The organism is Arthrobacter pascens (assembly GCF_030815585.1).
GTDB classification, from domain to species: domain Bacteria; phylum Actinomycetota; class Actinomycetes; order Actinomycetales; family Micrococcaceae; genus Arthrobacter; species Arthrobacter pascens_A.
The window spans coordinates 3,176,863-3,200,250 of the sequence record NZ_JAUSWY010000001.1; the positions used below are offsets into that span (position 1 = coordinate 3,176,863).

Genomic DNA, 23,388 nt, shown 5'->3' on the forward strand with positions numbered 1-23,388 from the left:
ATGAACGGCAACATCGAGACGCCCGCCCTGGGCCTGAAATCCCGGGAACAGGGATCAAGGGCCATTTCACCGCGGATTCCCCGACGCGCGTGGCCGTTGCAGCGGATCCTGGGTCCGGTGGGAATCCTGGGGTTCCTGCTCACCTGGGAGCTGATTCCACGGGTTGGCATCGTTGAAGCGCGTTTCCTGCCCCCGGCCAGTGACGTCATAGCCGCACTGCTGCGGTACTCCGGGCTGACCGCCTTCTGGGTGAGCGTGGGTGAAACGCTGCTGGCCTGGTTCCTGGGCCTGCTGATGGCCGTCATTGCCGCCATCGTTCTTGGGTTTCTCATCGGCTCGTCCACCTTCCTGAGGACGGCGACGAACTCCACCGTGGAGTTCCTGCGGCCCATCCCCTCAGTGGCGCTGATCCCGCTGGCAGTGCTGTTGTTCGGCGTGAAAATCGAGTCTTCCCTGATGCTGATCGTCTACGCGTCCTTCTGGCAGGTCTTCATCCAGGTTCTCTACGGGGTGGCCGATATCGACATGGTGGCCAACAACACGGCCAAGTCCTACGGCCTGGGCCCCATGGCGAGGATCCGCTACGTGGTGTTCCCTACCGCCCTGCCGTATTTGATGACCGGCGTCCGCTTGGCCGCCGCCGTCGCCCTGATCCTGGCGATCACCGCGGAACTCATCATCGGTTCACCAGGCCTGGGCCGCGAGATCGCCCTGGCCCAGTCGGGCGGTTCCATCGCCGGCATGTATGCCCTGGTGCTGGCAACGGGCCTGATCGGCGTACTTATCAACATGCTGATGCGGTTCATTGAAAAGAAGACCCTGTCCTGGCACTCGTCAGTCCGTTCTGAGGTGATCGTATGAATTGGGCGAAATCATTCGGGTATGTGGTGGGGCTTCCGCTCCTGCTGGTCCTCATCTGGTGGGCCACCACGATGGGAAGGCCCAACTTCTTCTTCCCCGCACCGGCCCTCCTGATGGACACGTTCGGTGACGTCTGGTTCGGCGAAAGAATCATCACCGACGTCATGCCCAGCCTCGGAAGACTGCTCACCGGAGTTATCGCGGCGATCGGAATCGGCGTGACAACCGGGCTGCTGATCGGATCCGTCAAATGGCTCCGGGCACTGCTGGAACCCACCCTGGAATTCTTCCGTGCCGTCCCGCCGCCGGTGCTGGTGCCGGTGCTCATGCTCCTGATGGGGATCACCGATTCCATGAAGGTAGTGGTGATCATTTCCGGTTGCATCTGGCCGGTGCTGCTGAACACCATCGAAGGCGTCCGTGCGGTAGACGGTGTGCTGTCCGATTCCAGCCGCACCTACGGGATCGCAGGCTGGGCCCGGATCCGGTACCTGGTGCTCCCCTCGGCCAGCCCACAGATCATGGCCGGAATCCGCCAGTGTCTGTCCATTGGACTGATCCTGATGGTCATTTCGGAAATGTTCGCCTCATCGTCGGGGCTGGGCTTCACCATTGTCCAGTTCCAGCGCTCTTTCGCCATCCCTGAAATGTGGTCCGGGATTATCGTCCTGGGCCTGATAGGCGTGGCGCTGTCATTCATCTTCCAGTGGACCGAGCGCCGTGTGCTGCGCTGGTACCACGGTCAGAAAGAGGTAGAAAATGCTGGTTAGTGAGACGTCCGCGAGCGCGGACGACGCCGTGGGCGGCACCCCCGCCCCCGCCATGCTCTCCGTCCGCGGTTTGAAGAAGGTCTACCAGACCGACGGCGGCGAGATCGAGGCGGTCCGGAACCTCACCTTTGATTTGCGGCCGGGAGAGCTCGCCTGCCTCGTGGGTCCGTCGGGTTCGGGCAAGACTACCCTGCTCAAATGCATCGCCGGCCTGATGGCGCCTACTGAAGGCGAAGTCCTCCTCGACGGCACCCGGGTGAGCGGCCCGCCGAAGAAAATGGCTGTGGTGTTCCAGGAATACGGCCGTTCCCTGTTCCCGTGGATGCGGGTCCGCCAAAACGTGGAACTGCCCCTGAAGAACCAGGGCGTACCCAAAGCCGAACGCGACCGCCTCGTCGACGAGGCACTCGAGGCGGTGGGACTGTCCCACGTCCCGCAGTCCTACCCCTGGCAGCTCTCCGGCGGCATGCAACAACGCGTCGCCATCGCCCGCGCCGTCGCCTACCAGCCTGAGGTGCTGCTCATGGACGAACCCTTCGCAGCAGTCGACGCCCAGACCCGCGCCGATCTGGAAGACCTCATCCGCGCCGTCTGGAAAAAGCTGGGCGTGACCGTACTTTTCGTCACCCACGACATTGACGAGTCCGTCTACCTCGGCGAGCGCGTCATCATCCTCTCGAGTTCGCCCACAGTGGTCCAGGAGGACATCATCATCGACCTGCCCCAGGAGCGCGACCAGCTCAACACGCGGGCCCTCCCCCGGTTCACGGAACTGCGCCACCACGTGTACGAGCAGATCCAGCTCGCCAAGAAAGGCCACCGCCCTGCGGCCAGCGTCTCGTGACCCGGAGCAATCTCACCCGCAACGGCGGCCGCTGACTGGAATCAGGCCGCTGCGCACTGGTGAATACAGGCCGAGGTGCATCTCAGTCAGCGGCGCCTGCGGGGACCATCGCTGGGCCACAACGGCACGTACTTGGGGTCCCGGAAGCGCAGCAGTTCCGTAGCCGTGAACGTGTGGACAGGACCCGCGTCGCGCAACTGGAGCGCCTCGGCCGTGGACGTGATCTCCGAGACTACGTCCCGTTTACCTTCGCCAGTAGCAACCTGACGGCCGTCACGGTTGGACTGTTTTTGCGGATTGCCGGAATCGAAACATGACGTGGGCCCCAATTCGCTAAGTGCCCGGAGCCCAGTCGGACAAGCTGATGCTGATAGGAGAAAGGTACCCTTCGGCAGGCGCCTGTGCCAGAGGACGCACCGCTTTCCACGTCCCAAAACGAGCGGATCCCCCCTCCACATATATATCCGCGTATGTGTCCACATGGGTATCCACATATGACGGTCATTCCTATATACAAAGCTGTCATGCCGGGATAAATTCAGTAAGTTCCCCGGCGGGGCCCTCGCAGCCCTCCGCACGCGTTGAGACAGGACAGCAATGACACGTATCAGGTCGATGGCTACCAGCCTTTTGAGTCTTTCCGCTGCCGCCCTTCTGGTTCTTGGTGGCGCCGGCGGGGCGTCGGCCGCTCCTGCAGCCTCGGACGATCAGAAAACCCCGTCCGTCGCCAGCGCAACAGTGGACACCTCCGGCGCGGCCGACTACTGGACCACAGAGCGGATGCGAGCTGCAATCCCCGGTGATGTCCTGGCCGCTAAGGCACTGAAGCGCGGCAACTCTTCCAGCGCAGGAACTGTGGAGAAGGGCTCCAACACCAAGGTCACCGCGACCAATGGCAAGCCCACCATTGCCAAGGACGAGAACCCGGTAAAGCACATCGGCAAGGTCTTCTTCACCCTGGCCGGCGGGAACTACGTCTGCTCCGGCAATGCCGTGAAGTCCGGCAACAAGAGCACCGTATCAACCGCTGGCCACTGCCTCAATGAAGGGCCCGGCGCGTTCGCGACAAACTTTGTGTTTGTGCCTGCCTATCTGAACGGCGCCGCACCCTACGGCAAGTGGACCGCCAGGGCCCTGTATGCGCCCACGGAGTGGAGCGCCAAAGGCGACATGCAGTACGACACCGGCTTTGCGGTGATGAACCAGTTCAACGGCAAGTACCTGTCAGACGTCGTGGGCGCTTCTGCCGTTCAGTTCAACGCGGCACGGGGCCTGACCTATAAATCCTACGGCTACCCCGCAGCCCCGCCCTTCAACGGCGAGAGCCTCAAGAGCTGCACGGGCAAGGCGTCCAACGACAGAAACAACCCGCGGTTGAACACCCAGGGCATCAGCTGCGACATGACCGGTGGTTCCTCGGGCGGACCCTGGTTCATCGGCAGCGGTTCCGATGGCGTCCAGAACTCGATCAACAGCTACGGCTACAGCGGGTCACGCATGATGTACGGCCCATACTGGGGCTCGGTCATCCAGCAGACCTACACAGGTGCGGCAGCGTCCTAGCGAAGCCTCGCCGGACACGCTAACAACTGATTCCTAACTGGCTGGTCGGTCAAAGCCCGACGGCGCCTGTCCCCGCAGCGGGGACAGGCGCCGTCGCCGTTCAACCTCTTAGTGGAAGAAGTGGCGGGCACCCGTGAAGTACATGGTGACCCCTGCCGCGTTGGCCGCTGCGATGACTTCCTCGTCCCGGACGGAGCCACCGGGCTGGACCACGGCGCGGACGCCGGCGTCGATCAGGATCTGCAGGCCATCGGCGAACGGGAAGAACGCGTCCGAGGCAGCCACTGCGCCGCGGGCGCGTTCCGGGGCATGGTTAGCGCCGGGTTCCGCGTTGGAGGCCCCGCCTGCTCCCTCCACATCCGAGCTCACTGTTACGCCAAGGGTGTTGGCCCGCTCAACCGCGAGGCGGCAGGAATCGAGCCGGTTCACCTGTCCCATGCCGATGCCTACCGCCGCTCCTTCGGAGGCGAGCAGGATGGCGTTGGATTTGGCCGCGCGGCAGGCAGTCCAGGCGAACGTGAGGTCGGCCAGCGTTGCCTCGTCAGCGGCTACGCCGGCGGCAAGGGTCCAGTTGGCGGGATCGTCGCCGTCGGCGTCCACCTTGTCGGTGATCTGCACCAGCACGCCGCCGGAGACCTGGCGGATCTCGGCCGGGTAGCGGTCAAAGCCCTCGGGCAGGGCCAGCAGCCGGATGTTCTTTTTCTTGGACAGGATCTCCACGGCTTCCGGCTCGAAGCCGGGGGCTATGACAACCTCGGTGAAGATGCCGGCCACGGTGCGGGCCATGCCGGCGGTCACGGTGCGGTTGGCGGCGATGACGCCGCCGAATGCGGAGACGGGATCGCAGGCGTGGGCCTTGGCGTGGGCATCGGCGATGGGGTCCGTGGCATCAGCCGAGCCCACCGCCACGCCGCACGGGTTGGCGTGCTTGATGATGGCAACGGCCGGCTCGGAGAAGTCGAAGGCGGCGCGGAGGGCGGCGTCGGCGTCGACGAAGTTGTTGTAGCTCATGGCCTTGCCGTGCAGCTGGTCCGCCTGCGCGATGCCAGCCGGGGCAGCCTTGTCCACGTAGAGGGCGGCCTGCTGGTGCGGGTTTTCTCCGTAGCGGAGGACCTCGGAGCGCTCGAGGGCCAGGCCTGCGTACGCCGGCCAGTCGATCACGCCGTCGCCGTCTTCATCCAGGAACTGGCTGGCGGTCCAGGTGGCCACCGCGTTATCGTACGTGGCGGTGTGGGCGAAAGCCTTGGCGGCCAGCCGGCGTCGGGTCTTCAGATCGAAGCCGCCTTCAGCCGCGGCGGTGACCACATCGCCGTAGAACGCGGGGTCAACAACAATGGCGACGGCGGCGTGGTTCTTCGCTGCCGAACGCACCATGGCCGGGCCCCCGATGTCGATCTGCTCCACAACGTCATCCGGTGCGGCGCCGGACTTTACGGTCTCCACGAAGGGGTAGAGGTTCACCACCACCAGGTCGAAGGTTTCGATCTCCATGCCGGCAAGGGTTTCCATGTGCGCCGGGACGCGGCGGTCCGCCAGGATGCCGCCGTGCACGCGCGGGTGGAGGGTCTTCACGCGGCCGTCCAGCATTTCGGGGGAACCGGTGACTTCCTCGACCTCCTGGACCGGGATGCCGGCCTCGGCGATCTTCTTGGCCGTGGAGCCGGTAGAAACGATCTTCACGCCTGCTGCATGCAGGCCCTTGGCGAGCTCCTCCAGTCCGGTCTTGTCGTAAACCGAGATCAAGGCCCGGCGGATGGGAACACGGTCTAGGGATACACGGTCAAGCTGCGTGAAGCTCACAAAAGTCTCCGTCTTATCTCGCGGTTCAGGCCGCGGTTGGTGGGGATACGGCCAGTTTATCGTGAAGCCGGGCCGCGTCCGTTTGCGGGCTGGAGTGTGAAGGTCTGCGGGCCCGGCTAGAGTTTTCACAGGAGGCTGAGATGAATACGTACACCACTGTGCCCAGCGGCGAACAGGTGGTCCAGGAACTGCCATGGCGATGGAGGGTCCAGGGCCGGATCTTTCTGATCGGCGGCCTCGGCTTTATGTTCGACGCCTGGGACGTGACCCTCAACGGCATCCTCATACCGCTGCTCTCCACCCACTGGGCACTGGCTCCGGGCGAGGTTGCGTGGGTAGGGACGGCAAACCTGATCGGCATGGCCCTGGGCGCGTTTGTGTGGGGCACCATTGCGGACACCATCGGACGCAAGAAGGCGTTCACGGCCACGCTGCTCATCTTCTCGCTCTTCACCGTCCTGGGCGCCTTCTCCCCCGACTTCATCTGGTTCTGTGCGTTCCGCTTCATGGCCGGGTTCGGCCTGGGCGGCTGTATTCCCGTGGACTACGCCCTGGTGGGTGAGTTCACGCCCAGGAAGCAGCGCGGCAGGGTCCTCACGGCGATGGATGGCTGGTGGCCTGTGGGTGCCGCGCTGGCAGGATTCGTCTCCGCGGCGCTGGTGGCCTTGTTCGGCGACTGGCGGCTGACCATGCTGGTCATGGTCCTGCCCGCGCTCCTGGTGTTCTGGGTCCGTCGCAGCGTGCCCGAGTCCCCGCTGTTCCTCATCCGCAAAGGCCGCCGGGAGGAAGCAGCCAGGGTCATCGATGACCTGGTGACAGCCACCGGCGCCGAACCCCGCGCCTACAGCCTGCCCGACGCCCAGTCCGTCCCGCGGCTCTCCGCCGGAAGCGCCTGGCAGCAGCTTCGGCTGGTGTGGCAGTTCAACTGGAAGATCACGGCGACGGCCTGGGCACTGTTCTTCAGCATCCTGCTGGTGTATTACCTGTCCCTGACGTGGATGCCCCGGATCCTGATCGGTGCCGGGTTCGCCGAGTACAAGGCGTTTGTGACCACGGCGTCCATGGCGGCCGTCGGCCTGCTCGGCGTGATCGTGGCCGCACTGCTGGTGGAACGGGTGGGGCGAAAGTGGATCCTGGCCATCACCGGTCCGCTGTCCGCGCTGACCCTGGTGATTGTGGCCTTTGTGGTGGACATTCCTACTGCCGCGGTGTTCTGGCTGCTGGTGTTCGGGTTTGTGGTGCAGGTGGCCATCCCTGTGCTCTACGCCTACGTGTCCGAGCTTTACCCCACCGAGCTGCGCGGCACCGGCTTTGGCTGGGCCTCAACGTTCTCGCGGCTTGGGGCAGGCTTCGGGCCGCTGATCTTTGCCAACTACTTCTGGCCTGAGCTGGGGCTGGCCACGTCCTTTGCCCTGGCCGGCGGGCTGGTGCTGGTGGCGGTGCTGTGGATGGCGTTCTTCTCGCCCGAGACCAAGCAGCGCCGCCTCGACTAACGCTTCTCCCTCCCCTCTCCTCCCCAACTGACTCGCATTTAACGTCGTCAAAAACGCTTTTCACGACATTAACTGCGAGTCAGTTGGGCATCCAGCCGCGGTTCTCCAGCGCCGTCCGGACCTTGGCCGCGCCCGCCCGCGCATCGTTGACCATGTGGCGCTTGGAAATTCTGACGAGCGACCACCGGCCCGGCCGAAATCCTCTTCGCGGGCAATGTCCCGGACGACCTGCTCCACCTCGGAATGCCCCTCGCCGTCGTACTCCACCGCCACCTTCTGCTCCGGATAGGCGAGATCCGGTTGACGTACGACGCCGCCACTCAGCTCCCGGGGCACGTTCAGCTGCGGTTCGGGCAAGCCGGCCCGCTCCAATACCAGCGGAAGTCGGGTTTCCGGCGCGGAGTCGGATCCGACCCGGGCCTGCTCCAGCGCAAGGCGCGCCTTCCGGATTCCGGGTGTCCCCTTATGCCTGTCCAGCATGTCGGCGAGGTCCTCCCGGGTTGCAAAGGGCTCAGATCTCCCTTCGAACTCAGGCCTCGGAACGCGCAGCAGGTGATCGGCAACCACGGTCAGTTCATCAATGCTCATCTTCCGGGCGCAGTCCAGCCACGTCCTGGCCCGCGATGTGATCAGCAGACCATGCAGGTCCACGATTTCGTCTGCAAAGAACTGTCCTACGTGACCAGCCACCCCGCCGCGGAATCGCCATAGTATCCGGCCGTGAGATGTAGATCCTGGGATCGTCGCTGCCCGGCAGGAATCCCGGAAGGTCCCACAGCAGAAACGCTGTTGCATGGGATGCGGCCGAGAACGGCGTCACCACGGTATACGGCCGAACCCTGGCTGCCTCCCCCAAGGCCGCCGGGGCCGCCAGGGCCCGCATGCCTCGGCTTGGCACACGGAAACCCCGATACCTGAGACGCCCCACGGTGACGCCTGCGTCTGCCGCTTCGTATATGGTGAAGGGCTTTTCGCCGAGCTCAAGGGGCAACGGTTGCGGATTCCTCATGGCCCATGGTTTCAAATCCTCCGTGAAGACTCGGAAGTTATCCACAGGACGGTCTTCCCCACCCAACTGGCTAGCAGATAACGTCCTGAAATCCGTGAATGGCGACGTTAAATGCGAGTCAGTTGGGAGAGGACAGGCGGGAGGGAGGAAAACGGGCTACGGGGCGGCGGCGAGGGTGGCCAGGGTGGATACCAGGAGGCGGCGCTCCACCACCTTGATGCGTTCGTGCAGGGATTCCTCGGTGTCGGAGTCCTCGATGACCACGGCTTCCTGCGCAATGATCGGTCCGGTGTCCACGCCGGCGTCGGCCCAGTGCACCGTGCAGCCCGTGACCTTCACGCCGTAAGCCATGGCGTCGCGGACCCCGTGGGCTCCCGGAAAAGCGGGAAGAAGGGCGGGGTGGGTGTTCAGGTATTTGCCGTTGAAGGTGTCGATGAACTCCGGGCTGACGATCCGCATGAAGCCCGAGGACACCACAACGTCAGGGGCGTAGGAGGCCACTCTTGCGGTCAGTGCGTCATCCCATTCGGCGCGGGTGGGGAATGAGTTGAAGTTGACCACAAACGTCTCCAGCCCGGCCTCGGAGGAGCGCTCGACGCCGTAGGTCCCCTCCCGGTCGGCGCCCACCGCGGCGATCTCCACGTCCAGCTCCCCCGCCTTGACGGCGTCAATGACTGCCTGGAGGTTGGACCCGGTACCGGAAACGAGGACTACGATGCGCATGGCTCTAGCTTATGGGCTGGCTCGCGTAGGCTGGAAAACATGAACTCCACACCGGACCCGACTGGGCAACAGCGGACCAAGACGCCGCTAAGCGAGGCAGCCAAGAGCTCGCTGAGCACAACCCGCAACCTGTTCCGGATCTTCATTGTCACGGTACTGGGCTCGTTCTTCGTCTACCAGCTGGACGTCAGCTACCTCTGGCTTGCGGGCATCCTGACGGCAGCCAGCTTCGTCCTGGGAACCCTGCTGCTGGTCCGGGCCGCGAAGCTCAAGGAGTCCAAGCTGGTCCTGTTCGGCACCATCTCGGGGCTGGTGGTTTCGCTGGTCATGGTGCTGCTCATCCTTGCCACGGCCGTGTTCTTCGACCAGGTGCGTGCGTTCCAGGAGTGCTCGCGGCAGGCCATCACGGACCAGGCAACGTCCGCATGCCGCATCCAGCTGGAGGACTCGCTGCCAACGCAGCTACGCTGAGCCGGGCCGGGCAAGCGGACAGGCAGGCAGCTAACGCGCCAGTTCCGTTTCCTCTGCCACCTGCTGCTGGCGTTCCAGCCACGGACCAGCCGCATAACCGATCACGACGCCGATGCCCACCTCCGCAGCAAGCCAGACTGCCGTCCAGAGGGGGTCCGGTCCGATGTCCGTGAGCCGGCCCAGCCCGGCTGAGCCGCCGGCAAGCCAGGCCAGCGCCGCAGCCAGCAGGCCGGAGACCACTCCGACGAGCGCACCCAGCGCCAGGGTGGACACGGTTGCGGTAAACCAGCGGGCGTGGACCTTGATGGCGAGCCATTCGTCGAAGTGGTTTTCACCTTCGCGCAGGAACCACCACCCCGCAAGCACACCGGCAAGGACCGGAACCACCAGCGCCACAAAACCGTAGTCCAGGGAACCTGACGGGATGGCGGCGAAGACTGGAATGGAGGGCAGCGGCCCGGTGGCTGTGCCCAGCGGCCCCACCTGCGAGCCGACGCCCATGGCAAAGCCGGACCCCGATACCCAGGCCAGCGCAAACACCGCCAGGTTGGGAAGGAAGCCCAGCTGCGCAATGGTGACGGCAGCACCACCAACAGCGCCGGCGTCGAGCGCTTCATAGACGGCTATCACCAGGTTCCAGTGGATAAACAGATCCACCGCCAGCAGCACGCAGGACAACGCCAGCGCAGCCGCGAGTGCCACAACACCGGCCTTCGCGGCTGACGCAAGGTAGGACCCGGCCCAGCGGGAATGCTGGCTGGTACGCGAGATCCAGGCCACCGCGTCGACGCCGATCAGCCGGCTCCAGGAGCCGGCCTCCCGCCGCGCGCCGATCACCATGCCCAGGGCAAACGGGATCAGCGGGATCAGCATGGCGTACCAGGGGTTGATCGCGACGTCGGCCGTGCCGCACACGAATCCCGTGGCCGCGCCGAACGCCGAGTAGACCACCCAGGAGCCGAGGAGCGCCTGCCACAACTGGTCCGTGTAGGAGGCCCGGGCCAGCCTGCGCCCTGCCCGCCATGCGAGCAGGAAGGGGACCACGGTGAGTCCCAGGGGAATGAGCGTCAGCATGCCCGACCCGGCGTTGCCCGCGGTCCCGGATCCCGAGGCTGCCAATTCCAGCGGCACACCGTGGATCAGCAGCCAGGCCTGCCCGCCGAGGCGCGCCAGGACGTCGAACGCCGAATTCTGGAAGCCTGCCGTAGCCCACACCGCCACGATGGGCGCCAGGACCACCAGCGCGGAAATGATGGCTGCCTGCGCAGTTTCCAGCGCCCCCTGCAGCCACAACGGCATGGGAAGCCCACGGTCCCCGGTCTGATCAGCGCGCAGTTTCATCGTGTTCCATGGTGTCACGGCAGGGCCGCCTCCCCGGTTTGCGACAGGCTCAATCAGCGCAGGAGACCGGCGTCACCAGAGCTCGTAGTTCTCCGTACTGATCACAAAGCCGTAGCCGGTGCGCAGGTGGGCGCAGACCATCTTTCCCGGATCCCGCGAGCACACCATATTCCCGATCCTCACCGTCTGCCCGTCCTCCATCCATGGGCCCGGGAATATGGGCCTGGCAACTTCTTCGGCCTCCATGGGCGAGACGCCGTCCCCGCACAGCCCGTACTGCGCACCGGCACTCACTGTGACCACGGCGTAGCCGCCGTAGTACTGGCTCAGGCCGCTGCACTGGCCTTTGATGTCCGGAGGGCGTGGCGGCACCTCGTTGAGCAGGTGGCAGGCCGCGCCCTCGGTACCGATGGAACACTGCATGTCCTTGTTCACCGACTGCACCACCACCGGCAGCGTTGTCCGCCACGGCTTCACGTTCACCTTGGGCAGGAGCACTTCGGCCCTGTTGAGCGGCCTGCCTGCCGGGGCAGCAGAAGCCGGGGCAGCAGAAGCAGCCGACGACGACGCCGGGGCATCATCCGCCGGTGGTGGAGCCGTCGTCGGGCCGTCAGCAGGCTGCTGGGCCTCCCGCTGACCGCTCGCCTGAAGTGCGCCCACGGCCGGTGCCCGGCCCTCCGGCACCGCGATGCTGCACCCCGCGCCAAGCAGCAGGAAGGCAGCGGCGGCCAGGAGGGTTCGGGTGAGTGGGGGGTCGGATCGCATAAGGGTCCAAGTCCAGCAGAAGAAGGCTGGGATGTCGCTGGGCAGAACTCCCCATCGCCGGCGCTTTCCGGCGCTTTTTGCACAGGTCCGCCGTAAAATTGGAATGTCCGCAATCCATGGTTGGAGGCAGAAAAATGACTACCGCATCCCCACATGCGCACGGTGTTCATTTTGGGCGTGCAGACGTCCAGAACGCTGGCATGGGTGTGGGTATTGTTTTGATGTTGGTGGGTGTCCTGGGCTTTATCCCGGGCATCACCACTCAGTACAGCGAATTGATGTTCCTTGGGCCTGATTCCCACGCCATGTTCCTTGGCCTGTTCCAGGTGTCCATGCTGCTGAATATTGTGCAGCTGGCCATCGGCGCAACTGGCTGGGCCATGTCCCGCACCGAACATGGCGCACGAAACTACCTCATGGGCGCCGGCGCGCTGTATATCGTCCTCAGCATATTCGGGCTCAGTGTCGGCGTAGATTCGGCGGCCAATTTCCTGTCGCTGAACATGCCGGACAACTGGACCCACCTCGTGCTGGGTGTACTGATGATTGCTGCTGGCTGGCTGTTCTCACGGGACATGACCGGCGAGAGGAAATAAACCCGGACATTACAAGCCGGGAAATAGGAGCCGCGAATGAGAAAAGATCCATAAAGTTCTGAATATTCGTCCTATGGCTGGTGCAGTTGACGCGTTACGCGAACAGCTGCACCAGCTTTCTTGTGCCGGGAGCCGCCCCGGATGCTGTCTTCGCTGGCTCCGACCAGGCCTGTCCGTGGGCGTACTCCCGTGACAAAATAGGCGTTACGCACCACCATATCTGCGCTTGATCTTGCGCTAAGGATCGGAAATGAAGAGAGAGCTGAAGGACGCCGCGAACGCGGTCGAGGATGCATCGAACTCGAGGGCTCTCGTGATTGCCGCCAGGGCAGGTTTTGCCGTCAGCGGCCTGTTGCACCTTCTGGTCGGGTTCGTCGCCATGCAGTTGGCACTGGGCAAGGCCGGACAGGCGGGACCCGCTGATCAGGCCGGTGCAGTCGCCCAACTTGCCGCCCAGCCGCAGGGCCTGCTGCTGCTGTGGGCCGGATTCGCCGCCTGCGTTGCTCTGGCTCTCTGGCAAACCAGCAACGCCGTGTTCGATTACGGTCAGTTGGAGGCCAAGAAAAAGGTGGGAAAGAAGCTTTCCGCAGCCGGCAAGGCGGTGGTGTTCGCTGTCATGGCTCTGACGTTTGCTGCCTCCGCCAGCGGAAACAGCCAGACCAGTGGACAGTCCACCAGCGATTTCACGGTCTCCATCATCAAAGCGCCCGGGGGTGCGTTCCTGCTGATCGCCATCGGGGCGGCGATCGCCATCGCCGGCCTTGTCTTCGTGGTCCTCGGAGTCAAAGGATCGTTCAAGAAGGATCTGCGGCTGCCACCCTCGGGCACCGCACGGTCCGTTGTGACGGGGCTGGGAGTGGTCGGCTATGTAGCCGAGGGCGTCGCACTGTTTCTGGTGGGATTGCTGTTCATCATTTCCACCGTTAACGCCAACCCTCAGGAGTCCACTGGCCTGGATGGCGGACTGAATGCGCTGCGCGAGCAGCCGTACGGGGTTTACATGCTGACCGCCGTCGGCGCCGGTCTGATCTGTTACGGGCTCTACGTGATGGTGAAGGCCAAATTCGCGCGGATGTGAGCTCCCAGCCGACGCGGCAGGCTCCTGCTCCGCTGGCTTGATGGAGCGGCCGGCCCTACCGCGACGGCAGTTAATCTGCGGCGGCAGCCTTCCGCAAGTCCCCAGCCATAAGGCCCCGGGTGGAACAATAAGCCCATGACCGCCATCATCCTGGGCTGGAACCCAGACCGCCGGGACCACTGGAACTACGCGGCGGTCATCGAACAGGTGGCCGAAGCCGGCCTGTGCTTCATGCCATGGAGAGTGGACCAAGACCTGAACATCCCGGCACGCGCTGATGCCTGGCTGCTCCTACAGGGGCACCACGGCCCGGCGCTGATCGGCCACGGTGTTGTGGTGTCGGAGCAGCCGGAACCCGGGTCCCACGATGCAGGGGCGGACGAGACTGCGATCTACGTGCAGGTAGCGTTCGATGCGCTGCTGCCCTTGGGCGACCAGATAGCCTCAGACGTTCTCACACAAGCCGCCCCCGGGGTTCCGTGGGGCAGCGTCGATGTCTCGGGTTTTGCCGTCGCGCCGGCCGAAGAGGCCAACATACGGGCCCTCTGGGGAACCTTCGGGCCGGCCCCGGGACCCGACCCCACCCAACCTGTGCCTGGCACTTATCCGCAGGGCGCGGTCACCCGGGTGGAGGTGAACCGGTACGAACACGACCCCGAGGCGCGGCGCGCCTGCATCGCGCATCATGGCATCAACTGCGCGGCCTGCGGGTTCTCCTTTGAAGCCACCTACGGCGATATAGGCAAGGACTTCATCCACACCCACCATGTTGTGCCGGTGTCCCAGCTCGGCAACGGCTACCAGTTGGATCCGCTCACGGACCTGGTTCCGCTCTGCGCCAATTGCCACGCCATGGCGCACCAGGGAGTGGGCATACCAAGGAGCCTCGTGGAGCTGAGGCAGATCATCGCCGACTCGGGATTCCTGCGTGGAACCACGGTGTCCCCTGAAGAACTCGAAGCCCAGCGAATAGCCCGCGAGATACTGGGCCCCGAGAAATAGCGAATCGTTGCGCTCCAGTCAGCGACGGGCGTCGTCGGCGCCGTCGGGTTCCATGCCTTCCCTGCGGCCTTCCTCGACGGTGACGTACTTGCGCAGGCCGCTTCGCCCGGTGGCCTGCTGGTCGGTGTCCACGTTCAGGGGATCCTCCGAGCGGGTCATGTCCGCAGCCTCGGCACGCGCTTCGGAGTACGTCCGGCTTCCGTCCCTCTCATAGTGGGCATAAAGCCGGTCCTCCTCTGCCGGCTCCAGGTGCCGGTCCGATTCCACCCGCGGGGCATCCTTGACGAAGTCCTTGGTGTACGGAACCACCAGATCGTCGCCTTGGATCCGGGCCCCCTCCACTGGAACGAAGGACTGCGAGGCGCCGAAGAGCCCGGTATCAACGGCAACCCACGTAGGCTCGCCGGTGTCGTCGTCGGCATAGAGCTGGCCAATGGAGCCAATCTTTTCGCCATCCGATCCAATGACGTTTCCGCCTCTGTTGAGCAGGCCTTCAATGTCTTCCCTCGTGAGCATGACTTCTCCTTTGGATGGCGCCCGGGCGCTGGCGGCTTGGCTTGCGGCAGCTTGGCTTGCGGCAGCTTGGCTTGCGGCGGCTTGACTCGCGGCGAATCCGCCTGTGGAGCCGGGAACGGCCTCCGCCACGTTGCCAGCCGCCCCGTCTTCTTGTGTTTCCGCTGTCGCTGCTCCTATACAGTAAGCTTGCTTAGCATCGAAAGAGAAGACTGCCTGTTTGATTTCTTCTCGACGGTTTAGGGCCCCGAGGAATCATGTCAAGATGCGCGCGTGGTTTTCATCGTGGAATCATTTGAATGTGCGCGCATGGACGGCTTGGCTTTGGGTCCTTGTTTGCTGGTGGTCAGCGTGAGCAGTTCGGCGGTGAGAGCTTGGATCTGTCGCTGGATCGCGGCCGGGTTTAGAGGTTTGTTTTCCCGCGTGAGTCTGGTCTTGACCGCCTTCCGGACGGTGCCTTCGTCGGCGAGGGCCCGTTGGAATGGTGTTCGCGGGGCATCATATTTCTTGGTGATCTTTGCGCCGTGGCGTTCCTTGGAAATGAGCTTCTGCTGGGGCGCGAAATGGTTCGTCAGGATTCGTTGCAGCTCCCAGATCCGGTTCAACAGGTCAAGCTCGCCGGGAGTGTCGTAGCGGTGGTATCCGACGGTCTGCCGGACGATGTGCCAGTTCTTCTGCCCTACATGCGCGCCGTCGTTTTTGTTCCCTGACCGGGACCTGGTGAATGTGAGGTTCTCCTGTTCGCACCAGCGGAACAGCTCCCAGTTGATGAACTCTGAACCGTTGTCCGAATCGATGCCCAAGACCGGGAACGGGAACTTCGCGGTGGCTTCCTTGATTGCTGCAAACACCCATTTCTGCGCCTTGTTCCTCACCGAAACGGTCTCCGTCCAGCCGGTCGCGACGTCAGTGATATCGAGGGTGAAACAGAACTCGCCCTGCGAATTGCCACCCTCGTGACCCACCAGATCGATCTCCACGAACCCGGGGCGGGCGTCATCCCATTCGGCCCAGGTCCGCATCGGAATCGAGTCCTTCAGCAGCGTCCCCGGCTTGGTATGGGACCGGCCCCGCGGATCGAGTTTGGCCCGGTCGGCCCTGAGTCTGCGATCGATGGTGGCAGGGGCGATCCTCAGCAGCAGGCCTGCGCATCCATCGTCGATCTCCAACTCTTTGAGCCGACGCAGCCGCGGCACCAAGTCCGGCAGCGCCGCCGCGAGCAGCCGCCCGCACGGGGTGCCCTGCACCGCCCACAGGAGCCGCAGCGCCTTCATCACCGGTTCCCCGTAGAGCGGCGGCCTCGGTGGCCGGGGCTTGACCGCCCTAATGGTCAATGCCTGTGTGAGAGCTTTACGTGCATGGTTGCGGTGCCACCCGTTGAGCCCGCAAACCTGGTCAAGGATCAGGCCCTTCCCGACCTTGGATGCCCGGCGGTATTCCAATGCCAGCATCTTCGTCACAGCCTTGCGTTGACTCATTGTCAGCTCCATAGTCGCAGGCCTACCGCCGCCGGCGAACCGGAGCGGGCAGGCACACCGCTACGCGCGCATTCTCAAATGATTCCTCGATACCTGCTTCGCGCGCATTTTCTATGAGTCAACGCGAGGGCTAGACGGAGGGGTGGGCCCGGCGTAATCTGTTGTCCATCTGCGAGGGGGGTGACCCGATGGCCACGAGACCGCTGGCGCCTGCCGTCCGCACCATATTGCTGGCTCTCCTAGCCGCCCTGGCTTGGCTCATCTGGGGCGCCGGAACAGCCCAGGCCGACACTCCTGCCGCGGACGCCGGGGCTCTCGTGCAACCTGCCGGCCCGCTTGTCGTTCAATCTGTCCCCCTCCCGGCATCGCCGGACGTCCGGGGCGCGGAGAACACGGCAGTGGCCCCAGAAACCACCATCCTTGGCCCGGCCGCCGACATCGCCGACGCGTTGACCGCTGCGGGCAGTCCCGTCGTCCCGGGGACCACCGCGGCGGTCAGCGGGCTCGCCCCTGCGCTTCCCGAGCTTCCCCCGGTTCAGGCGCCACTCCCGCTTCCTCTGCCTGGCATCCTGCCCCTGCCTGAGCAACTGCCGGCCCTGCTGCCTGCGCCCGTCCAGGCCCTCTTGCCAGGCGTCGTCCCGCTGCCAGCGCCAGTGCCTGGTGTTGTGCCCATTGCGGCACGCAGTGGCCCGGCCTGGACCCCGGCGCCGGACAACGGCGCCTCAGCCCCGCTGCCAGCCCCAGAACCCAGTGATGGCACCACTGGCGCCTCAGCCGCCGGCATTCCACTGGTCCCCGCGGGCGGCGCAGCAAGCAACACCTGGACATTCGGCTTCACTCCCGCCCGGGACTTCGCCGGATCGGCCCCGCTTGCCGTCACAGGTGCAGGCCCATCTGCGCCCGCAGGCCCGCAGGGCACTACCGGCCCGCTCCGGGCCTCCGCACTGCCCGGACACGCCGGGCATGCCAGTTCGGGATCCTTCGGCGGGTTTGGCGGCCCAGCGGATCTCGCCGGATCCTGGCCTGCATTCCCCACTGCCGCAGGTGCAGCGAACCGCACCGAGGCAGAGACCATACCCCCAGGTCCTTCCTTCGATCCCGGGTCCACTCCCGACTGAACAGGTCAGCCCTGCCCATTTCCGGCAGAAAACGACCACCGAACGCCGTCGGCGTCCGGACACCAAAGTCAGTCAGGAGCTACAGTCATGTCCTTCAACATCCGTGAGTTCCACAGTGCCCGAGTGACTTCCGTCGTGGGCAACTGGCCCGACCCCGTCCGCGGGCTCACCTAGGGGCCGCCGAGCGGGTGGACAGGAGGGGTCGCCCTCCTGTCCACCCGACTCTGTCCACCCAACCCCCACCAAACCGGGACCACCAAACCCTGACCACCAAGCCGTCGAGGAGCCGGGATCGGCTTCGCCCGCGGTGAGCCAACGAGCTGTTAACCCAACCTTTCCCTCCCCGCAACGCCCCCTCCCCCGCCGCGTCAGGCAACGGGCGCACCGTAGAGGTGTGAGGATCGCAATTGTTGCCGAATCATTCCTGCCATTGATGAACGGGGTCACGCACTCCATCCTGCGGGTGCTTGAGCATCTGCAGGAGCGTGGCCATGAGGTGCTGGTGATCGCGCCGTCCACCCAGGACAGCGATGTCCCGGACGTGGTCCACGGCGCACAGGTGCACCGCCTCCCGTCCGTGCCCCTGGCCGGCTACACCAACGTGCGCGTGGCGATGGGCGGTGTGTACCGGGTCAAGCGAATCCTTGCCGATTACGCGCCGGACGTTGTCCACCTTGCCTCACCGTTTGTGCTCGGCTGGCGGGCGGTGCAGGCTGCGCACCAGCTGGGCATCCCCACCGTCGCCATCTACCAGACCGAGATCCCCAGCTACGCCGCACGGTATGGTGTGCCATTCCTGGAGAACTGGGCGTGGAACCGGGTGGAGAACATCCACCTGCTGGCCACCCGGACCCTGGCGCCGTCCACGTTCGCGCTGAACCAGTTGCGCGGACGCGGGATTCCGCGGGTGGACATGTGGCGGCGCGGTGTGGACACCGCGCGGTTTGCACCGGAAAAGCGCGACGGCGGCTGGCGGGCTGCCGTGGCTCCTGGCGGTGAGCGGATCATCGGCTATGTGGGCCGGCTGGCCATCGAGAAGCAGGTGGAGGACCTGGCCGCACTGGCCGACGTGCCCAACACCAGGCTGGTGATCGTGGGTGACGGCCCGCAGCGTGCCGCACTCGAAGAGGCCCTGCCGAACGCCTGCTTCACCGGCTTCCTGGGCGGCGAAGAACTCGCCCGGGCCGTGGCGTCGTTCGATCTGTTTGTCCATCCAGGCGAGTTCGAGACCTTCTGCCAGACCATCCAGGAGGCCATGGCGTCGGGCGTGCCTGTGGTGGCCACCGGACGCGGCGGTCCCCTGGACCTCGTGGAGAATTCCCGCACCGGATGGCTATATGAACCGGGCGATCTGTCCGGAATGCGCGCACACGTTATGGACCTGATGGGCGACGACGCCAAGCGCCGGGCTTTCGCCGCCGCAGCGCACGCATCGGTCCAGGGCCGGACCTGGCCGGCGTTGAGCGCCGAACTGGTGCGGCACTACCGCGAGGTCTCGGCGCTCCCAACCCAAACGTCCGTCTCGAGAAGTGGGGCAGTGCTGTGAAAATCTCAGTGATCGGCTGCGGCTACCTGGGCGCGGTGCACGCGGCCACGCTCGCTTCGATGGGCCACACCGTAGTAGGAATCGACGTCGACGCCACCAAAGTGGACCAGCTGGGCCGCGGACTGGCCCCGTTCTTCGAACCCGGCCTCGACGAGCTCCTCCAGGACGGCCGCGCCACCGGCCGGCTCACGTTCACCACGGACGTCGCCAAGGCCGCCGGCGCGCAGGTCCACTTCCTGTGCGTCGGGACGCCGCAGGCCAAAACGTCCGACGGCGCCGACCTCACCTATCTGGTGTCCGCCACAGAGGCGCTGCTCCCGCACCTGGCGAGGGGCGCCGTCGTCGTCGGTAAATCAACGGTGCCGGTAGGCACGGTGGACATGCTCCGCGGAATCCTTTCCCGGCGCCCGGACGTGCTGCTGGGATGGAACCCGGAGTTCTTGCGGCAGGGCACAGCGGTCAAGGATTCGCTGGTTCCGGACCGGCTGGTTTACGGGGTGGCAGGCGGGCGGGCGGCTGCCTTCGACGCCGCCACGGGCGCACCCAAGGCTGTCACTGCGGCGCTGGATGCCGTCTACGGGCCGCTGCTGGACGCCGGCATTCCGCGCCTGGTGTGCAATTTTGCCACGGCGGAACTCATCAAATCGGCGGCCAACGCCTTCCTGGCAACAAAGGTCAGCTTCATCAACGCCGTCTCGGAGCTGTGCGACGCCTCCGGGGCCGACGTGACCGAACTCAGCGAAGCGATGGGGCTGGATCCGCGGATCGGCAACCGGTACCTGCACGCCGGTCTGGGCTTCGGCGGCGGCTGCCTGCCCAAGGACATCCGCAGCTTCCGGGCGCAGGCATCTGCTTTGCGCGTGGGCTCGGTGGATGAGTGGATGGGCGTGGTGGATGCCGTGAACCTGCGCCAGCGGACCCGGACGGTGAATCTCGCCCATGAACTGTGCGGCGGCCTGGGCGGCCGCACGATCACTGTGCTTGGCGCCTCCTTCAAGCCGGATACGGACGACATCCGCGACTCCCCCGCCCTGGATGTCGCGGCCCGGATGGCGGCCGCCGGCGCGCACGTGACGGTGACGGACCCGAAGGCCGTCAACAGCGCGTGGATGCGCTATCCGCAGCTTCGCTTTGAAACGTCCGTGGAGAAGGCGCTGGAGGGCGCCGAACTGGTTCTGCTGCTCACCGAGTGGGAGGAGTACCGGCTGCTTTCGCCTGCGCTTGCCGGCGGGATGGTGCGGCGGCGGGTGGTGCTGGATGCTCGGAACGTGCTGGACGCTGAGGCGTGGCAGGCGGAAGGCTGGACGGTCCGCGGGCTAGGGCGGGCGTTCCCGGACCGGGAGGACCCAAAAGTGACGCATTTCGGTTGCACGAGTGTCGCGCCAGCAAACATTCCCACCCCTTGATATCCGGAATCCTTGCAGAATAGTAAGTACACTGATTGAATTGGATGACCGGGGAGAGCGTCGGCACCGATTATCGACAAGGAAGTGTGATCATGGGAATTCTCGGATTTCTCATTGTGGGCCTGATTGCTGGAGCTATAGCCAAGATGCTCCTCCCTGGCAGGCAAGGAGGAGGCTGGCTGATTACCCTCGTCCTTGGCGTCGTCGGCGCGATCCTGGGCGGCTGGATCGGCTCGCTGATCTTCGGCGGCGGACTGGGTGACTTCTTCGATATCAGGACCTGGCTGCTGGCCATCCTGGGTTCAGTCATCGTCCTGCTCATTTACGGCGCAGTCGCTGGCCGTAGAAGCCGCGTCTGACTTAAAGCAAACTTCCACAGGCGAAAGCGCCCTTCTCCATGCTCTTGGGGAAGGGCGCTTTTATCTACCCTGCGGTATCGGTCTACACCAATCGGCAGGCCGTTCCAGCCCGTCCCATTGATATCGGGCATCGGCACTTTATGATGTGCGTTGGGGGTGGTTGTGCCATGGTGAAATCCGGGCGTCGCAACAAGGATCTGTCGGCACAAGTTTTCCAGGCCGACATGGACGGCAATGCCCTCCTTGACGCCAACCCCGACGCCGTACTGGTGGTGGCAGCCGACGGCACCATCAGCCTGGCGAACTCCGCTGCCAGCAGGCTCTTCGGTATCTCGCGGGACGCGCTGATCGGTAGTGACCACCGGTTGCTGCTGTCCGAGGGGTTCCGGAAGGAAATCGTCCGGCTCTTCCAGCAGCTGCAGGAGCAGCCGGAGGAACCACTGCAGCCGCTGCTGGTGTACGGCACGGACAGTAACGGGACGGAGTTCCCCTCAGAGGTGGCCGGCTCCCTGCTGAATTACGGCAATCAAACCCAGCTGCTGGTTTCCTTCCGGAGCACCTCGCACCGGGAAGCCGCAGCCGCAGATCTGCGTGAGGCCCTGTCCCTGCTAACGGCCACTCTGGAATCCACGGCGGACGGCATCCTGGTGATCAACTCGGCGGGAAAGATTTCCGGACTCAACACCCAGTTCCTCACCATGTGGGGCATCCCGCCCGAGCTGATCCAGGCTGATACCAGGGAGCCAGTGATGAGTGTGGTGCTGTCCAAGGTCGTTGACCCGGAAGCCTTTCTGGCCCGGATCAAGGAGGTGGAGGACAGTATGGCGGCGGAAAGCCATGACGTGCTGGATTTCCGGGACGGCCGGACGTTCGAAAGGTACTCGCGCCCCCAAAGAGTCGGCGACAGAATTGTGGGCAGGGTGTGGAGCTTCCGTGACGTCACTCCGCGCCGGCAAGCCCAGGAGCAGGCACAGCAGGCCATGCAGGACCTGGCCGCGCAGGCGGAACAGCTAAGGGCCATGGCGTTCCAGGATCCGCTGACCGGACTTGCCAACCGTGCGGTGTTCAACGACGGGCTGGCCGCGGCCCTGCTCGCACCGCGGCTCAAATCCGTGGACGTGCTCCTGATCGACTTGGACGACTTCAAGGAAGTCAACGACATCCTTGGACACCAGGCCGGTGATGACATGCTGATGGAAATGGCGCGCAGGCTCCGCGGCTGCGCTCCCACTGCCGACGTCGTGGCCCGGCTCGGCGGCGACGAGTTTGCGGTGCTGCTGACAGCCTGCCCTGACGCCGATGCCCTTGCCGCGTGCATTCTCCGGTGCCTGCGTGTGCCCCTGACCATCAACGGCACCGTGCTCCGGCCCAGCCTGAGCCTGGGGTTGGCATCCGTCAGCCAGGAGGCAATCGGGACGTCCGAGTTGCTGCGCCATGCGGACATCGCCATGTACGCGGCGAAGGCGGCGGGCAAGAACCGCTACCTGCGGTTCCATCCGGACATGATGACGGCGCTCATCCAGCGCACGGATATGGAGGCCGGACTGCAGCTGGCCATCCCCCGCAGGGAGATCTCCGTGGCCTTCCAGCCCATCGTGTCCCCGCGGATGGGCCAGGTGGTCCAAGTCGAGGCCCTGGCGCGGTGGGACCGCTACGGCGAACGCATCCCCCCGTCGGTCTTTGTTCCGATGGCAGAGCGCAGCGGGTTGATCAGCGAGATCGGTGCGGAGGTGATGGCCCTCAGCCTGGTGCAGCTTGCGCCGTGGCTGAAGGAGGACCTGTCGCGGTCGGTGGCCGTGAATGTGTCCGGAGTCCAGCTGCTGGAACCGGATTTTGCCAGTCGGGTGCTGAGCCTCGCCGAGGCCAGCGGAGTTGGCGCCTACCAACTGGTCCTGGAGGTCACGGAGAGTGTATTTTTCGACGCCGACTGCAGCCTGATCCAACAGCTCAGCAGCCTGCGCGAGGCGGGCGTCCGGGTTGCCCTGGATGACTTCGGCACCGGATACTCCTCGCTGGGCCGGCTGCAGGACCTGCCGGTGGACACTGTGAAGATCGACAAGACCTTTGTCTCCATGGTGCGGACCGGAGCTGAACGCCTCCCTATCCTCAGTTCGATGATCAACATGGCGCACAGCCTGGGCCTGACGGTCACGGCCGAGGGCGTCGAGACCGTGGCTCAGGCCGACTACCTGACGGCCCTGGACTGCGATTCGCTGCAGGGCTACCTGTTTTCCCTGCCGGAAACCGGAGCCCGGCTTGAGCTGGCCGTGCAGCAGGCTCAAGAGGCGATTGACGCGCTGAAGAACCGGTAAGGACTAGGCCTGGCGGTTGGCCACGCCGAGTGCCTTGGCGCCTTTGCGGACCATTTCGATCCGCAGGCCGCGGGTGGCGGCCGTTATTTCGGCCACCAGCGCCGGGTCTGCCTTCATGGGTGAACCGTGATCAAAGGGAGGTTCCGGGTCGTACTCGATGGCCAATTGGGTGCGGCGGGCGGTTTCGTCGCCATAGAGTTCGGCTGCGAGCACGAACGCGAAGTCGGCACAAACAGCACGTCAGCGGGAGGACAGTCTTCCAACATAGTGGTGGGCACGATGCACCATCCACCGTCGGTGCTGACCGGGTCCAGATCGTGCCACGCCAGATGGACCCGGG

Annotated in this window: 21 protein-coding genes and 1 pseudogene; 14 read left to right on the forward strand and 8 right to left on the reverse strand. The window is 64.9% G+C overall.

All coding sequences use genetic code 11. The features are described 5' to 3' along the window. From QFZ30_RS14650 to QFZ30_RS14665, 4 genes are all read left to right on the forward strand, one after another. Complete coding sequence (locus QFZ30_RS14650) at window positions 1-861, forward strand: ABC transporter permease (protein ID WP_307077396.1); 861 nt, start codon at window positions 1-3, stop codon at window positions 859-861. Next, a complete protein-coding gene (locus tag QFZ30_RS14655; RefSeq protein ID WP_307077398.1) occupies window positions 858-1,631 on the forward strand; it encodes an ABC transporter permease in 774 nt (257 codons plus the stop codon). The genes QFZ30_RS14650 and QFZ30_RS14655 overlap by 4 nt, the downstream gene beginning before the upstream one ends. 52 nt (window positions 1,632-1,683) lie before the next feature. Next, window positions 1,684-2,475: an ABC transporter ATP-binding protein gene (locus tag QFZ30_RS14660; RefSeq protein WP_307080288.1), complete on the forward strand. Its 792-nt coding sequence runs from the start codon at window positions 1,684-1,686 to the stop codon at window positions 2,473-2,475. 597 nt (window positions 2,476-3,072) lie between these two features. Further along, window positions 3,073-4,038 carry a trypsin-like serine peptidase gene (locus tag QFZ30_RS14665; protein WP_307077400.1) on the forward strand — a complete coding sequence of 322 codons (966 nt, stop codon included), beginning with the start codon at window positions 3,073-3,075 and terminating at the stop codon, window positions 4,036-4,038. Window positions 4,039-4,146: 108 nt separating this feature from the next. Here the strand turns inward: QFZ30_RS14665 and purH are convergent, their stop codons facing one another. Further along, window positions 4,147-5,838, reverse strand: coding sequence for a bifunctional phosphoribosylaminoimidazolecarboxamide formyltransferase/IMP cyclohydrolase (gene purH / locus QFZ30_RS14670; protein ID WP_307077402.1), 1,692 nt, complete (start codon window positions 5,836-5,838; stop codon window positions 4,147-4,149). A 140-nt stretch (window positions 5,839-5,978) separates the two neighbouring features. On the opposite strand from purH, the gene QFZ30_RS14675 reads away from it, so the two are divergent. After that, window positions 5,979-7,331, forward strand: a complete 1,353-nt coding sequence (locus tag QFZ30_RS14675; RefSeq protein ID WP_307077404.1) for an MFS transporter — start codon at window positions 5,979-5,981, stop codon at window positions 7,329-7,331. Between the two features lie 60 nt (window positions 7,332-7,391). Here QFZ30_RS14675 and QFZ30_RS14680 read toward each other — a convergent pair whose 3' ends face one another. Next, complete coding sequence (locus QFZ30_RS14680; RefSeq protein ID WP_307077406.1) at window positions 7,392-8,021, reverse strand: hypothetical protein; 630 nt, start codon at window positions 8,019-8,021, stop codon at window positions 7,392-7,394. Between the two features lie 475 nt (window positions 8,022-8,496). Then, window positions 8,497-9,063, reverse strand: coding sequence for a phosphoribosylglycinamide formyltransferase (gene purN, locus QFZ30_RS14685; protein WP_307077408.1), 567 nt, complete (start codon window positions 9,061-9,063; stop codon window positions 8,497-8,499). A 39-nt stretch (window positions 9,064-9,102) separates the two neighbouring features. Here purN and QFZ30_RS14690 point away from each other — a divergent pair, with 39 nt between their 5' ends. Next, window positions 9,103-9,534: a hypothetical protein gene (locus QFZ30_RS14690; RefSeq protein ID WP_307077410.1), complete on the forward strand. Its 432-nt coding sequence runs from the start codon at window positions 9,103-9,105 to the stop codon at window positions 9,532-9,534. Between the two features lie 30 nt (window positions 9,535-9,564). On the opposite strand, the gene QFZ30_RS14695 is transcribed toward QFZ30_RS14690, so the two are convergent. Both QFZ30_RS14695 and QFZ30_RS14700 read right to left on the reverse strand, forming a co-directional pair. Beyond that, window positions 9,565-10,875 carry a cell division protein PerM gene (locus QFZ30_RS14695; protein ID WP_307077412.1) on the reverse strand — a complete coding sequence of 437 codons (1,311 nt, stop codon included), beginning with the start codon at window positions 10,873-10,875 and terminating at the stop codon, window positions 9,565-9,567. Window positions 10,876-10,947: 72 nt separating this feature from the next. Next, window positions 10,948-11,640, reverse strand: a complete 693-nt coding sequence (locus tag QFZ30_RS14700) for a hypothetical protein (protein WP_307077414.1) — start codon at window positions 11,638-11,640, stop codon at window positions 10,948-10,950. Window positions 11,641-11,774: 134 nt separating this feature from the next. Between QFZ30_RS14700 and QFZ30_RS14705 the strand changes: the two genes are divergently transcribed. The 3 genes from QFZ30_RS14705 to QFZ30_RS14715 all read left to right on the forward strand — a co-directional run bounded on the left by QFZ30_RS14705 (window position 11,775) and on the right by QFZ30_RS14715 (window position 14,316). Next, window positions 11,775-12,236 (forward strand): DUF4383 domain-containing protein, encoded by a 462-nt coding sequence (locus tag QFZ30_RS14705; protein ID WP_307077416.1) that lies wholly within the window; start codon window positions 11,775-11,777, stop codon window positions 12,234-12,236. Window positions 12,237-12,486: 250 nt separating this feature from the next. After that, window positions 12,487-13,314 (forward strand): DUF1206 domain-containing protein, encoded by an 828-nt coding sequence (locus QFZ30_RS14710; RefSeq protein WP_307077418.1) that lies wholly within the window; start codon window positions 12,487-12,489, stop codon window positions 13,312-13,314. Window positions 13,315-13,449: 135 nt separating this feature from the next. Beyond that, window positions 13,450-14,316: an HNH endonuclease gene (locus QFZ30_RS14715; protein WP_307077420.1), complete on the forward strand. Its 867-nt coding sequence runs from the start codon at window positions 13,450-13,452 to the stop codon at window positions 14,314-14,316. A gap of 72 nt (window positions 14,317-14,388) precedes the next feature. Here the strand turns inward: QFZ30_RS14715 and QFZ30_RS14720 are convergent. Together QFZ30_RS14720 and QFZ30_RS14725 are read right to left on the reverse strand one after the other, a co-directional pair. Then, window positions 14,389-14,832: pseudogene (locus QFZ30_RS14720) on the reverse strand (PRC-barrel domain-containing protein); the annotation flags it as partial. A gap of 257 nt (window positions 14,833-15,089) precedes the next feature. Beyond that, on the reverse strand, window positions 15,090-16,307 hold the full coding sequence (locus QFZ30_RS14725; protein WP_307077424.1) for an integrase catalytic domain-containing protein: 1,218 nt from the start codon (window positions 16,305-16,307) through the stop codon (window positions 15,090-15,092). Between the two features lie 188 nt (window positions 16,308-16,495). Here QFZ30_RS14725 and QFZ30_RS14730 point away from each other — a divergent pair, with 188 nt between their 5' ends. The 5 genes from QFZ30_RS14730 (at window position 16,496) to QFZ30_RS14750 (ending at window position 23,048) form a co-directional block, all read left to right on the forward strand. Further along, on the forward strand, window positions 16,496-17,425 hold the full coding sequence (locus tag QFZ30_RS14730; RefSeq protein ID WP_307077426.1) for a hypothetical protein: 930 nt from the start codon (window positions 16,496-16,498) through the stop codon (window positions 17,423-17,425). Between the two features lie 394 nt (window positions 17,426-17,819). Then, the gene (locus QFZ30_RS14735; protein ID WP_307077427.1) at window positions 17,820-18,971 is read left to right on the forward strand and encodes a glycosyltransferase family 4 protein; all 1,152 of its coding nucleotides are present in this window, start codon (window positions 17,820-17,822) and stop codon (window positions 18,969-18,971) included. Beyond that, window positions 18,968-20,377, forward strand: a complete 1,410-nt coding sequence (locus QFZ30_RS14740; protein WP_307077431.1) for a UDP-glucose dehydrogenase family protein — start codon at window positions 18,968-18,970, stop codon at window positions 20,375-20,377. The genes QFZ30_RS14735 and QFZ30_RS14740 overlap by 4 nt, the downstream gene beginning before the upstream one ends. A gap of 92 nt (window positions 20,378-20,469) precedes the next feature. After that, window positions 20,470-20,736, forward strand: a complete 267-nt coding sequence (locus QFZ30_RS14745) for a GlsB/YeaQ/YmgE family stress response membrane protein (RefSeq protein WP_307077432.1) — start codon at window positions 20,470-20,472, stop codon at window positions 20,734-20,736. A 167-nt stretch (window positions 20,737-20,903) separates the two neighbouring features. Beyond that, a complete protein-coding gene (locus tag QFZ30_RS14750) occupies window positions 20,904-23,048 on the forward strand; it encodes a putative bifunctional diguanylate cyclase/phosphodiesterase (protein ID WP_373462848.1) in 2,145 nt (714 codons plus the stop codon). 3 nt (window positions 23,049-23,051) lie between these two features. Here QFZ30_RS14750 and QFZ30_RS14755 read toward each other — a convergent pair whose 3' ends face one another. Continuing rightward, the gene (locus QFZ30_RS14755) at window positions 23,052-23,261 is read right to left on the reverse strand and encodes a hypothetical protein (protein WP_307077433.1); all 210 of its coding nucleotides are present in this window, start codon (window positions 23,259-23,261) and stop codon (window positions 23,052-23,054) included. Window positions 23,262-23,388: the final 127 nt, after the last annotated feature.